12 protein-coding genes and 1 pseudogene are annotated in these 12,474 nt (G+C 71.6%); 7 read left to right on the forward strand and 6 right to left on the reverse strand.

Annotation, left to right across the window (positions count from 1 at the left end; all coding sequences use genetic code 11):
* The first annotated feature begins 1,007 nt into the window (after window positions 1-1,007).
* The gene (locus ND747_RS10290) at window positions 1,008-1,811 is read left to right on the forward strand and encodes a hypothetical protein (RefSeq protein ID WP_251733278.1); all 804 of its coding nucleotides are present in this window, start codon (window positions 1,008-1,010) and stop codon (window positions 1,809-1,811) included.
* Window positions 1,808-2,683: a class F sortase gene (locus ND747_RS10295; protein WP_251733279.1), complete on the forward strand. Its 876-nt coding sequence runs from the start codon at window positions 1,808-1,810 to the stop codon at window positions 2,681-2,683. Before ND747_RS10290 ends, ND747_RS10295 begins: the two co-directional genes overlap by 4 nt.
* Window positions 2,684-2,785: 102 nt before the next feature.
* On the opposite strand, the gene ND747_RS10300 is transcribed toward ND747_RS10295, so the two are convergent.
* Window positions 2,786-3,670, reverse strand: coding sequence for an SGNH/GDSL hydrolase family protein (locus ND747_RS10300; RefSeq protein WP_251733280.1), 885 nt, complete (start codon window positions 3,668-3,670; stop codon window positions 2,786-2,788).
* 158 nt (window positions 3,671-3,828) lie between these two features.
* On the opposite strand from ND747_RS10300, the gene ND747_RS10305 reads away from it, so the two are divergent.
* The gene (locus ND747_RS10305) at window positions 3,829-4,461 is read left to right on the forward strand and encodes an NAD(P)H-dependent oxidoreductase (RefSeq protein ID WP_251733281.1); all 633 of its coding nucleotides are present in this window, start codon (window positions 3,829-3,831) and stop codon (window positions 4,459-4,461) included.
* Between the two features lie 10 nt (window positions 4,462-4,471).
* Here ND747_RS10305 and ND747_RS10310 read toward each other — a convergent pair whose 3' ends face one another.
* The 3 genes from ND747_RS10310 to ND747_RS10320 all read right to left on the reverse strand — a co-directional run bounded on the left by ND747_RS10310 (window position 4,472) and on the right by ND747_RS10320 (window position 7,332).
* On the reverse strand, window positions 4,472-5,119 hold the full coding sequence (locus ND747_RS10310) for an alpha-ketoglutarate-dependent dioxygenase AlkB (protein WP_251733309.1): 648 nt from the start codon (window positions 5,117-5,119) through the stop codon (window positions 4,472-4,474).
* A gap of 310 nt (window positions 5,120-5,429) precedes the next feature.
* Window positions 5,430-7,037 carry an MFS transporter gene (locus ND747_RS10315; RefSeq protein WP_251733282.1) on the reverse strand — a complete coding sequence of 536 codons (1,608 nt, stop codon included), beginning with the start codon at window positions 7,035-7,037 and terminating at the stop codon, window positions 5,430-5,432.
* Window positions 7,038-7,122: 85 nt separating this feature from the next.
* The gene (locus ND747_RS10320; protein WP_251733283.1) at window positions 7,123-7,332 is read right to left on the reverse strand and encodes a BTAD domain-containing putative transcriptional regulator; all 210 of its coding nucleotides are present in this window, start codon (window positions 7,330-7,332) and stop codon (window positions 7,123-7,125) included.
* On the opposite strand from ND747_RS10320, the pseudogene ND747_RS10325 reads away from it, so the two are divergent.
* From ND747_RS10325 to ND747_RS10335, 3 genes and pseudogenes are all read left to right on the forward strand, one after another.
* Window positions 7,291-7,674, forward strand: a pseudogene (locus ND747_RS10325) (2-oxo acid dehydrogenase subunit E2); the annotation flags it as partial. The gene ND747_RS10320 and the pseudogene ND747_RS10325 sit on opposite strands and share 42 nt — an antisense overlap.
* Window positions 7,671-8,645: a TIGR03564 family F420-dependent LLM class oxidoreductase gene (locus ND747_RS10330; RefSeq protein ID WP_251733285.1), complete on the forward strand. Its 975-nt coding sequence runs from the start codon at window positions 7,671-7,673 to the stop codon at window positions 8,643-8,645. The pseudogene ND747_RS10325 and the gene ND747_RS10330, both read left to right, overlap by 4 nt.
* Window positions 8,646-8,756: 111 nt before the next feature.
* Window positions 8,757-9,371, forward strand: a complete 615-nt coding sequence (locus ND747_RS10335; protein WP_251733286.1) for a TetR/AcrR family transcriptional regulator — start codon at window positions 8,757-8,759, stop codon at window positions 9,369-9,371.
* 285 nt (window positions 9,372-9,656) lie between these two features.
* Here the strand turns inward: ND747_RS10335 and ND747_RS10340 are convergent, their stop codons facing one another.
* Window positions 9,657-9,992, reverse strand: a complete 336-nt coding sequence (locus ND747_RS10340; protein WP_251733287.1) for a hypothetical protein — start codon at window positions 9,990-9,992, stop codon at window positions 9,657-9,659.
* Window positions 9,993-10,268: 276 nt separating this feature from the next.
* A complete protein-coding gene (locus tag ND747_RS10345; RefSeq protein ID WP_251733288.1) occupies window positions 10,269-11,462 on the reverse strand; it encodes a cation transporter in 1,194 nt (397 codons plus the stop codon).
* A 111-nt stretch (window positions 11,463-11,573) separates the two neighbouring features.
* On the opposite strand from ND747_RS10345, the gene ND747_RS10350 reads away from it, so the two are divergent.
* The gene (locus ND747_RS10350) at window positions 11,574-12,470 is read left to right on the forward strand and encodes an SDR family oxidoreductase (protein ID WP_251733289.1); all 897 of its coding nucleotides are present in this window, start codon (window positions 11,574-11,576) and stop codon (window positions 12,468-12,470) included.
* The last annotated feature ends 4 nt before the right edge of the window (window positions 12,471-12,474 follow it).

Below are 12,474 nucleotides of genomic sequence, written 5' to 3' on the forward strand. Positions count from 1 at the left end.
AAACGGCATAACTCAACATCAACAAGAGTGGGACATCAGCCCACGATCACACCCGGTCCAGGCGCGAAAGATCTGGGTCAGTGCCGGCGGGACCAGGGGACACCTGATGCGGTAATGCCGCAGGGAGCACCCCGCCATGCCCAGGCGTGCCAGTGGGCACTGTAAAAAGAACGGTAACCACGCGACCGACGCGGCCACCCACCGGTGCCATGTTCCCCGCCGGCATCGCTGCCAGGACAGGGTCTGGCGGTTCGGGCGAAGGTGCGTGTGCGCTGGTCGCGTCCCGCCGACCGGGCGGCCGACCGCACAAGGTCGGCGCGAACAGGCTACTCATTTTCCGGGATTGTTTCGCCGGAGCGCCGTCAGGCCCGTCCGGCCGACACCACCGGCCCGCGGACGGGTGGGCAATGGGTCCGTAGCGCCGTCCGACAGTCACCGAATCGAAAATCGGGTCGATTTACCGAGACGAATGGACTGCACCAGTCCGGCCATCCGACCCATGACCTGCGTTGATATCCGGGCCCGTCCCCCCACCAAGGGTGCAACGCTTGGATTCTGCCCTGAGGGACGTCCGCGAAGGCGGCGTATCGGCTCGCCCTACCATCCCCGGGTCACCGGAAAGTGCCAGGTCAGAGCCGCTACAGGACGTCGAGCTGCGGTCCTGGCCGGCGCGTTGTGACGTCGTGGTGAAGACCTGGGGCACTCTCGGGTCATCAGCCCAACGTGTACGTGACAACAATCGCCCGAAGAGGTCCCGGTCGCCACTATCTTCGTCTCACCTGGCCCGCTGTATGGTGCGAACGACCAGCTATCTGGATAACGTGCCGGGAGCTCCTACGAAAATGCAACGGACTACGCGCTCTCTCCCGAAAGCGGGCGCCCTGACGATCGGCGCAGCGACGGCTACGGTCGCCCTGTCGCTGGGCATGGCCGGCATAGCATCGGCGTCCGCACCAGGCCAGGATATCGGCCTCACACCAACACCCACACCCACGGGCATTGCGGCCGTGACCGCGACCATGACCCCAGAACAGCAGGACGTGATCCGAGGCCTTGTCGCCTCGGCTGTCGATGAGGCGGGACGGCCTCGGATCGGCATTCCTCCGGTTGCCACCAGCACTCCCAGTGCCGATGCGGTCAATGCGGCCGGGCCGGTGGGCATCCCTTGTAAGGACGGCCAGCCCGTCAAGGATGGTTCGCCCTGTCCGACGCCCGCCCCGATCGTGGGGCCCGGTCCGATCGTCGGGCCGATCATCATTCCGTGGCCGATCGTCGGCCCCGTGGTCGTCCCGGGATCCGTGCCGGTCCCGTGTAAGGACGGCCTGCCGGACAAGGACGGGAAGCCCTGCGCCACTGGTGTGCCGGCCCCGCCCCCCGTCGAGTGCAAGGACAACGTCCCCACCAAGGACAACCCCACCTGCGTCGGTGGCATCCCAGGCGGCGGCGTCCCAGGCGGCAGCACTCCCGGCACCGGCATCCCAGGCGGTGGCACTCCCGGCGGCGGCGTTCCCGGTGGCGGCGTCCCAGGCGGCGGCACTCCTGGCGGCGGCGTCCCAGGCGGGGGCGTTCCCGGCGGCGGCGTCCCAGGCGGCGGCGCTCCCGGCGGCGGTAGCCCGCAGCCGGTCTCGGTCGCTGCTCCGCCGGCCGTCGGTGTACCGACTGCCGTAAACGCTGGCAACAGCGGACTGGCCGTGGCCGGAGACCGGTTCCCGATTATCCCGCTGGGCGCGTTGGGCATCTCGATCGGGGCCGCTGGCGCGCTGTTCGGCATGCAGCGTCGTCGCGCGTCCCTGGCTCACCGCCGGGGATGATGCCAGGCGCGCAACGAGCGGACGTCCCAGGACAGCCCGACACCGAGCAGCCCGACACCGAGCAGCCCGACACCGAGCATGTCGAGGTGGAGGCCGCGGGTACGGCAGTGGCGACGGCCGGGGAGTCGGTGAGCGACAGCGCTCCGGAGCGGGTTTCACCGACGTCCCAGGTGCGCCGGCACCGGACGGCCCGCAACCGGTGGCTCCGCCTGGGACGACACCTGCTGATCGCCACAGCAGTGCTGTCGGGTGCCGTGGGCGTCACGGGGCTGGCCGGTTGGCTGACCTCTCGGCCACCCGCGGACGTCGGCTCGTTCGACGCCGGCACATCGGCTACCGGGTCCCCGGGGACGCCTGCGTCCCCGGGGGCCACGGCCGCCGGCCTACCCAGCAGCCCCCCCGGCCAGGAGGAGCTGGCGGCGCAGCAGGACCTTCGGCCGACGGCACTGGCCGTACCGGACGAACACATCGCCGCACCTGTGGTGACGAGTCTCGTCGATCGCAGCGGTGCCCTCGAGGTGCCGCTCGATCCGGCGGTCGTCGGCTGGTGGGCGGGAGGCGCGGCCCCGGGCAGCGCCACGGGAACGGTCGTGCTGGCCGGGCACGTCGACTACAACGGACGCCCCGGCGCCCTGTTCTCCCTGGCGAACCTGCCGCTGGCCAGCCTGATCACCGTGACCAGCGTCGACGGCTCCCCGCACACCTATCGGGTCGTCACCCGCCGGCACGTGGCGAAGACCTCGCTGGCCGAGACCGGGGTGTTCCGCACCGACGGACCGCCACGGCTCGCCCTGATCACCTGCGGCGGCTCGTTCGACCGGACCAGACACAGTTATCGCGACAACGTGATAGTCCTCGCGCTCCCCGCCTGAGGACTTACCTCGGCGCAGGTGCTGGGCATGGACCCGTCCGAGCGGCTGCGCGAGGCCTTTCTGCTGGGACAATCGCCTGGTCACGCACCGCGGCGCCGGCGACTACGGAGACTTCCCGCGCCACCTCGTCCGCATCTGCCTCGCCGACCTGAACCGCTGCCCCTGCCGTCCACGGCGACCGCCCGGCTCGGTGGTCTGGACGACCGGGTCGGCGAGTTCGCGCTGGTAGGTGGCGAACATCGCGGCGCCGATGCGGGCGTTGCCCAGTGCCGAGGCGTGCAGGCCGTCCGCGGCGAACAGCGCCGGATCGCCGGCGAACGCCCGCGAGATCGACGTGCGCATCCGCACCGGAATGCCGCCGGCGGCGAGCACCGCCGGGGTCTGGGCACGTTCCAGCTGCCAGCTCAACAGCCACACCACCTGACGCAGCGGCGAGCTCACCGCGGCGATGACGCTGAGGTCCGGCGTGGTGCCGACGAGCACCGGGGACCCGCTGCGACGCAGGTCGGCGACGGCCGCGCCGAGCTGGCGGGCCGCGAGCACCGCGGGCGTACGAGCCCGGATGTCGTTCACGCCGACGGAGACGACGACGAGATCCGGCGGTGCCGACGTGAGCTGGGCGACCCGGGTGATCTGCGCGTCGAGGTGCTCGGCCCGCGCACCGTCGGCCGCCGCGCTCACGACCCGCACCTGCCGGCCGGTGGCGGCGATGCTACCGGCGAGCCAGCCACCGAGGGTGTCGTCGTAGTGGTGCACGCCGGTGCCCTGGGCACTGGAATCACCGAGCATGGCCAGCACGAACGGCGGATGCGCCGGACTGCCGTAGAACTCGCGCACCGGCGGCGCCGGGGTGGTCAGCGGTCTGACCTTGCGGTCCGCCGCCGTGCCCTGCACCAGTGCCAGCCGCCACAACCCGACACCCGCGCCCACCATGGCGCCGCCACCCGCGGCGCTGGCCGACAGCAGGATTCCGCCCCGTCCGACCACCGTGCCCCCTCCCAGCCCTCCCCCGGCCCCGGCATGGCGGCATCGTAACCGGGCCGGGTCACGCAGCGCTTGACATGAAGCCGACTTCATCTTCCAGGCTCGGACCAGCGCCGGACGCCGTGACGGGGTCCGCACCGATCATCTCGCAGGAGTCTGTGGTGGCACACCTCATCGCCCCATCCCCGGCCACGTCCGTGACCGCGCCGCGGACCCGACCGCTGGAGCTGGCTGTCCTGCTCAGCAGCGTTCGACCAGGACGGCTGGCACCGACGGTGGGCTCCTGGTTCACGGAACTCGCCCGCGGCCGCGACGACGTGCGTCTGCACCTGGTCGACCCGGCCGCGACGCCGCTGAACCATCCGGGTGCCGACCCGGCCGACCCGGCGGTGGCCGCCGCCCGGACGATGCTCGGCGAGCGCCTCGCGGCAGCGGACGGCTTCGTCGTGATCACACCGGAGTACAACCACTCCTATCCCGCGGCGCTCAAGCACATCCTCGACTCGTACCGGCAGGAGTGGTTCGCCAAGCCGGTCGGCTTCGTCTCCTACGGCGGGATGAGCGGTGGGCTGCGGGCCGTCGAGCACCTTCGGGGCGTGTTCGCCGAACTGCATGCCGTGAGCGTGCGGGACGGGGTGAGCCTGCACGGCGTGCGTCCCGCGGACTTCGCCGCGGGTGGCCGGGTGGTGACCGACCCGCAGATCGCCGCGGCGGCCGCCGCCCTGCTCAACCAGCTCGCCTGGTGGGGACGCGCCCTGCGCGAGGCCCGCGAGGTGGAGCCCTACGCCGCCTGACCCGCACCGGTCACCGGACATCCCGGGGCCGGAACTGGATGCTGACCCGGGGGCCGACGTGCCGCGCCGTCTTGGGCACGGCGTGATCCCAGGTGCGCTGGCAGCTGCCGCCCATGACGAGCAGGTCACCATGGCCGAACTCGAAGCGCAGGGCAGGGCCTCCCCCGCGTGGGCGCAGCAGCAGCGGACGCGGGTTGCCGAGCACCACGATCGCGACCATCGTGTCGAACCGCGCGCCCCGGCCGATCCGGTCGCCGTGCCAGGCGACGCTGTCCCGCCCGTCGCGATAGAGGCACAGACCGGCGGTGGCGAACGGCTCGCCGAGCTCGTCGTGATAGTGCTCCTCGAGGGCGCGGCGGGCCTGCCCGAGCACCGGATCGGGCAACGACGCCCCCTCGCCGTACCAGGCGAGCAGGCGGGGCACGGCGACCACCCGGTCGTACATCGGCCGCTGCTCCGCCCGCCACGGCACCTCGGCCCGTAGCCGATCGAACAGCAGATCGGCGCCCTCGACCCAGCCTCTGCACACGTCCACCCACGCTCCGGACGACAGCGGACGGCGGCGCACCGCCGCCCCGAGCGGTCGCAGCGACACCTGCGCGGCGCCGTCCAGCAGAGCGGCATCCAGCAGCGAGGCCTGGAACGGTGCGACTCCCACGAGCACCAGATTATCAAACAGGCGTTCGACACAGCGGCGGTCGCGGGCGTGCCCACGCCGCGAGGTGCTCGCCGCGCCCGTAATGGCCAGCTGCGCTCCGGTGTGAACTACTGGCAAGCAGTGCCCCAGCAGCTCCCTGGTATGCGCCGCCTGCGGATGCTCGAAGACCGCCACCGTCGCCCCGGACTCCACCACCCGGCCGTCCTTCATCACCAGCACCTCGTCGAGGGCGGACACCGGTTCGTCGCACACCAGCACCTCAGGACGGGCGGCGAGGGCCCGGGCTATGGTCGGGTCGGGTCGGGTCGGGTCACCGGCGCTCAGGTGTCCAGGGGGGAGCTCCGGCCGCATCGCCCTCCCTGGTCGCCGACTGGTCCGGAACGGACCGCTCGGAACCGTCCCGGCCGGCCGGATCCCCGCCGAAGCCCCCGACCGCGCCACCGCTACCCGCCAGGGACGGGGCGTCTCCCAACCGGATCGGCCGGGTGACCAGCACCAGCAGGAAGATGAAGCCGACCATGATCGCGCCGAGGACGAAGGCTCGCGCGATACCGTGCGCCAGGACGTAGCGGGCCACGTCGGCGGGAGACAGACCGGCCGGCGCATCGTCGCGGGCGTGCCGGCTGGCCGTGCCGAAAACGGTGACCAGCACGGCGACTCCCAGCGCGCCGCCGACCTGCTGGACGGTGACCATCATGCTCGCCGCCGAGCCGGACAGCCGCGGCTCCACGCCCGCGACCAGACTGACGCTCAGTGGCACGAACAGCAGCCCAAGGCCGAAGCCGAACATCAACAGTGGGCCGACCATGACCGACAGGTAGCTGCTGTCCACGGAGACCTGGGTCAGCCACACCATGCCACCGGTGGCGAGCGCGGAGCCCACCAGCATGAGCGGCTTCGGACCGAACCGGGGAAGCAGCTTCGAGGTGCGCGACGCCGAGACCAGGATGCCCAGCGACAGCGGAAGGAAGGCCAGCCCGGCCCGCAGCGCGCTGAAACCGAGGATCTCCTGCAGAACCTGGGTTCCGAAGAAGAACATGCTCAACATGCTTCCCGTCAGCAGCAGCATCATCAGGTAGGTCCGTACCCGCGCGAGTTCGGTGATCAGGGGCAGCGGCACGACCGGCTGCACGGCACGCGACTCGATGGCCACGAACGCAGCCAGGGCCGCGACCGCGAGACCGAAGGCGATGATCGTCTGGCTGTCACTCCATCCGTCCGACGATGCTCGCAGGAAGCCGTACACCAGTGACGCGAGGCCTACGACGGAGGCCAGCGCCCCGGCGGCGTCGAACCGGCCCTCGTTGCGCTCCGGCGTCCGCAGGACCCGGGGCGCCAGCAGCACGATGGCGAGCCCGAAGGGGATGTTGATGAACATGACCCACCGCCAGGACAGCCAGGTGGTGAGCATGCCGCCGAGGATCAGCCCGATCGAGCCGCCCACGCCGGACACCGCGGCCCAGGCGCCCATCGCCCGGGTGCGGGCCGGGCCCGCCGGAAAGTTCGCCGCGATGAGTGCCAGCGCGTTCGGGGAGGCGGACGCGGCCCCGACACCCTGGCCGACCCGGGCGACCACCAGCATCCACGGCTCGGTGGCCAGGCCGCCGAGCAGCGAGGCGAGGGTGAACAACGAGATCCCGCCCAGCAGCGTGTTGCGGCGGCCGAGGATGTCGCCGGTGCGCCCGCCGAGCAGCAGCAGCCCACCGTAGGTGAGCGTGTAGGCGTTGAGCACCCAGGCCAGGTTCGTCGTCGAGAAGTCGAGGGTGTCCTGGATCTTCGGTAGGGCCACGTTCACGATCGTGATGTCCAGGACAAGCATCAGCTGGGTGGCGACGATCGTGAGCAGCGCCAGACGAGCCTGCCTGGCCTCGCGGGGCGACGGCCCGTCGGTGGTCTCGCCCTGGGGCGACGAGGACATGGAGGCCTCCCGGCCGTTAGGGAACTTTTAAGTACCCTAATGCATCGGGGGTCTGGGGGGCAGCAGCCTGGCCGGCTGCCAGTGGTCAGATCGGGCCCGCAGGTGTTACCAGCCGGGCGTCCTCGACCCGGATGGACAGGATGGAGTGGTACAGCTCCTGCGGCGCCAGCATCAGCTGACGGTGGAGCTTCTCCCAGGTCGGATGCTCGGTCGTCAGGCCGTACAGCAGACCGACGATCTCGCGGTGCCGTTCGTCAACGGTAAGATCACCCTTGACCGAACCCTCGGCGGCCAACGCGTTGTGCTGTCCGTCGTACTACGCGACCTGCACCGCACTACGATCGAGAACGTGCAGCAGCAGAGGCGCAAGTTCGCGCAGGCGGCTCGGCTGCTGCCGAAACGGGGGTTCGTCATGGGTACCTTCGCGGTCACCTCCCTCGGCCATCGCGCGGCGGACGGGTTCCACTCGGTCGGCGGCACCACGATCACCCTGGGCATCGGCCGTGTGCTGGACCGCCCGGTGGTACGTGCCGGCGTGGTCGGGGCAGCCCCGCTCATGCGCCTGAACCTCGCCTTCGACCACCGGGTGATCGACGGCGCCGAGGCCGTCCGCCCGGCCGAGGTGAACCTGCGATGAGCATCGGAATCTCGTTGCCGTCCCGGCCGTCGCCGGGCGAGCCGACCGATCCGCTCGCTGCCGTCGTCGCGCAGGCACGTGAGGCGGCCGAGCTGGGCCTCGACGAGGTATGGCTGTCCCAGGGCCTCGACCTGGACGCGATCGCCGTGGCAACGGTGCTGGGTCGGGAGGTGCCTGGCGTCCGGATCGGCACGGCCGCGGTGCCGATCTATCCACGACACCCGCTGGTCGTCGCCGCGGCCGCGCGCACGGCACAGGTGGCCTCCGGCGGGCGGTTCCAGCTCGGTGTCGGGATGGGCAACAAGGCGATGATCGAGCGGATCTACGGCGTCCCCTACGACCGGCCCGTCCGCCACCTGCGTGACTACCTGCGGATCCTGCGATCGGCGCTGGCCACGGGTGGCGCCGACCTGGAGGGTCCCACCGTCACCGCCCGGCTGGACACGTCCTCCCCCGGGCTCGCCCGGACCGCCGTCGCGCCCGTTCCCCTCCTGGTCGCGGCCATGGGCCCGCAGACCCTGCGGGCCGCCGGTGAACTCGCCGACGGAACCCTGCCGTTCCTCGCCGGCCCCCGGGTCTTGGCCGAGCTGATCGTCCCCGCGATCAGCTCGGCGGCGCGGGCAGCGGGCCGGCCGGCGCCGGTCATCGGTGCCGGTGTGCCCGCCGTGGTCACCACGGATGTGGTCGCGGCCCGCGCCCAGGCCCAGCGCGTCCTGGCGCACTACGCGGCCGTTCCCTCCTACCGCGCGGCGCTCGACCGGGAGGGAGTGGCCGGTCCGGCCGACCTCGCCCTGATCGGCGACGAGGAGACCGTCGCCGCGGGCCTGCAGCGTTACCTGGATGCGGGTGCCACCGACCTGCGCATCAGTCCGGTCGCCTTCCGCTCGGCCGACGAGCGGATCCGCACCTGGCGGCTGGCCGGTGAGCTGGCCCGCCGTGCCCACGGCGAGGCGGGCGCGACAGTCGACTGACCAGCGCCACGCACCCCCAGCTCAGATAGGCTCGAACCTGTGGGCAGGTAAGCCGACGGAAGGCGGGTGATAGTGGCCTTGGCCCCCTCCGTGCCTGTGCCAGCTGGGTCCGTGCCAGCCGGGTCCGTGCCAGCCGGGTCCGTGCCAGCCGGCGCCCGTCGCCGCGGCGACACGCTGCGCCGAGCGATCTACGAGGCGGTGTTCGACCAGCTTCAGACCGCCGGTTATGCCAGCCTCACCATGGAACGGGTCGCCGCCACCGCCCACACCAGCAAGGCCGTTCTGTATCGCCGCTGGGCCTCCAAGGAGCAGATGGTCGCCGAGGCCCTGCGGCACGCCCTGCCCGCACCGGCGGACGTGGCGCTTCGCGGCGATCTGTGTAGCGACGTACTGGCGCTGCTGCAGTGCATTCAGACGGCCTTCACCGCCACCCGGGGCACGGCGTTCCAGCTCGTGTCCGCCGAGGCGGGCTGCGATCGTCCCCTCGTCCGACAGGCGATCATCGACCACGTGGTCGAGCCGTGTACCGCGCTGATCCTGGACGTGCTGCGGCAGGCGGCCGAGCGTGGCGTGATCCGCCCCGACGCGGCCAACGAGCTGGTGGCCGCGGCCGGGCCCGCCATGCTGGTGCAGTACTCCCTGATCCGCGCGCCGATCGTGCCCGACGAGTTCGTCCACTCGGTGGTCGAGCAGATCATCGTCCGGTTGACCGAACTCCCAGGCTGAGCAGGGTGGCCCCAGGCCGGGCAGACTGACCCAAGCCGGATTTTGGCGCCATGCCGGACGGTACCTTCAGCCGGCCGAACACACCGGGCCGGCGGTCTCCGAACTGAGGAGGTGCCGGCGCCGGTGAACGACATCGTGGAATTCGACCTGCCCGGCGAGCCGCGACCCCTGCGGGCACGGTCGGCGGTCGGTGGTTCGGCCAGTCGTCGTTCGCGACCCACACGCTGGTGACCGAACGCGCAGCGGTGGTGGTCGACCGTGCGATAGGCCTGGGTCAGATGCTGCTCAACGGTGCTGACGATGATGTGCAGCAGTGCCGCGATCTCCCCGTTGGTCCGCCCACCGGCAGCCAGCAGCCAGCAGCGCCACCCGCCGCTCGGCGGCGCTGAGCCGGGTGTCCGCCCCTGCAGCGAGTGACAGGGCCACCGACAGGCTTCCACGCACCGGGTCGCGGTCACCGATCGGACGCCCCGGTGCCGCGGCGCCGCACTCCCGGGCCAGGGTTCGGGCTCGGCGGGCAGTCGCCCGTGCCCGTTCGTCCTCACCGTGGCTGTGCTGCGCGTCGCCCAGATCGGCCAGTGCGCCGGCCAGTTCGTACCGATCGCCGCGCCACTGCGCCACGGCACCAGCGCGGGCAGGTCCAGGCCCCCGGAACGCATCATCTCGCCACAGGCCAGAAAAACGTCCAGGGTGGCGGCCAGTGACGATGTCAGCGGCCAGTGACGATGTCAGCGGCCAGTGACGATGTCAGCGGCCAGCAACCTGCTCGCCAAGGACCCGCCCGAGCGCACCCGCCTGCGGCGTCTGCTCACTCCGGAGTTCACCGGGCGCCGGATGCACCAGCTCGAGCAAAGGATCACTGACATCGTCGACGACGCCCTCCGGGGCGCCCACAGGTCACCCAGCCAGGCGAGGTGCCGCGTCGACGGTCAGCGACGGCTCGTCCGGCGCGGACAGGCTCAGCACCGCGTGCACGACCGCCGGCGACGCCATCAGTTTCGCCTCGACCGCACGCAGTCGAACCGCGACCTGCGACTCGCTCTCGTCCCCGACGATGTCGACGTCGCCGACGACGGTGACCATCCGCGGGCCCACCACCTCGACGCGCAGCTTGGTGATCCGGTCGACCTCGGGCAGCGCCAGCAGGGCTCGGACGGTGGCCGAACGCACCTGCGGGTCGGCTTCCTGGCCGATGAGAAACTGCCGGTTGCGCCCGATCAGCACAAGCGCCACCAGCCCCAGCAGCACCCCGACCAGGATCGACCCGACGGCGTCGAACGCCGCCTCACCGGTGGTCTGGTGCAGCGCCAGCCCCAGCGCGGCGATCACGATGCCGCCGAGCGCGGCGGAGTCCTCGGCGAACACGGCCCGTAGCGTCGGGTCGGACGTCTCCAGGACGTGCTCGATGAGGTCGCGGTTCATCGAGGCGGCCTCCTTGCGGGCCTGCCGGGCCGACTGCAGGAAGGAGGTGCCCTCCAGCACGAACGACACCGCCAGCACGATGTAACCGATCAGATAGTCGCCGCCGCCCTCCTCGGCGAACAGCTCCTGCACCCCGTGAGTGATCGACACCGCGCCGCCCGCGACGAACAGACCCATCGCCGCGAACAGCGACCAGACGTAGGCCTCCCGGCCGAACCCGAGCGGATGCCCCGGCTCCGGTGGACGCCGCGAGCGCCGCTGCGCCACCACCAGGAAGATCTCGTTGCCGGTGTCGGCCCACGAGTGCGCCGCCTCGGCGACCATCGACGCCGACCCGGTGAGCAGCGCCGCCCCCGACTTCGCGACGGCGATCACCAGGTTGGCCACGAAGGCGATCGCGACCGTCAGCCCGCTCTCGCCCTGCTCGGCCCCGCCGTCCTGCTGCAGGGGGATGGCGCTGCGGGCCTCGGCGGGCAGCGTGCCCGGGTCGGCCACCGCCTCGGGTGCCAGCCCCGCCGCCTGCGCCACCTGCACGCTGCGCGCCGAGGGTGTGCCGTCCGCATGTCTGGAGATCTCTGGTTCCTCCTGCTGCGGTGTGGGCTGCGATGTCGTGGGCTGCGATGGGTCGGTCTGCGCGGGCATACCCCAGGCATCGCCCGTGAACGGCACCCGTTAAACCGCGCTCCGCCCGGGTAGCGGTCCGCCAAGATGACATGACGCTGCGCCACGCAGGTTCCCGACGGCAGGATGGGAGCCCCCTGCCGTCCGGAGGAAACCGTCATGAGCACCATCCAAGGCAGTGCCATCCAAGGCAGCGCCATCCAAGGCAGTGCCATCCAAGGCAAGGTCGTCGTCATCACCGGGGCGGGCTCCGGCATCGGCCGGGCACTCGCCCTCGGCATCGCCCGCCGTGGCGGCATCCTCGCTCTGTCCGACGTCGACGAACGCAGCCTCGCCGACACCGCCGCGCTGGCCAAAGCCATCGGCACCGACGTGCACACCACCCGGTTGGACGTCTCCGACCGCGCCGCCGTCGAGGCCCACGCCACCGACGTCCAGGCCCGGTTCGGCCGGGTGCACCAGCTGTACAACAACGCCGGCATCGCCGGCGGCGGCAGCACCATCCTGGACGCCGACTGGTCCATCTACGACCGGGTGCTGGCGGTGAACCTGTGGGGCGTGCTGCACGGCACCCGCGCTTTCCTGCCGCATCTCGTCGCCTCCGGTGACGGCCATGTCATCAACATCTCCAGCCTCAACGGCCTGCTTGCCCAGCCCGAACTCGGCCCGTACTGCACGTCGAAGTTCGCCGTCCGCGGCTTCACCGAGACACTGCGGGTGGAGATGCGCCAGGCCGGCCATCCCGTACAGGTCACCGTCGTGCATCCCGGCGGGGTCCGGACCAACATCGCCAACGCCGCCCTGGCCGACGCCCGCCGCCGTGGCGAGCAGATCACCGACGAGTACCGGGAGCGCATCCGCTTCTACAACGACCGCCTACTGCGGTTGTCCCCACACCAGGCCGCCGACAGGATCGTGCGCGGCGTCGAGGCCGGCCATCCGCGGATCCTCGTCGGCGCCGACGCGAAGATCGCCGACGTCATCGCCCGCCTGCTCCCCCGCAGCTACCCCGGCCTCCTCGGCTGCCTGTTCAGCCGGCTGGCAGCAACCCCCTGAGTTC

Origin of the sequence: Frankia sp. R82, assembly GCF_023716925.1 — a bacterium.
In the GTDB taxonomy this organism is placed as follows: domain Bacteria; phylum Actinomycetota; class Actinomycetes; order Frankiales; family Frankiaceae; genus Frankia.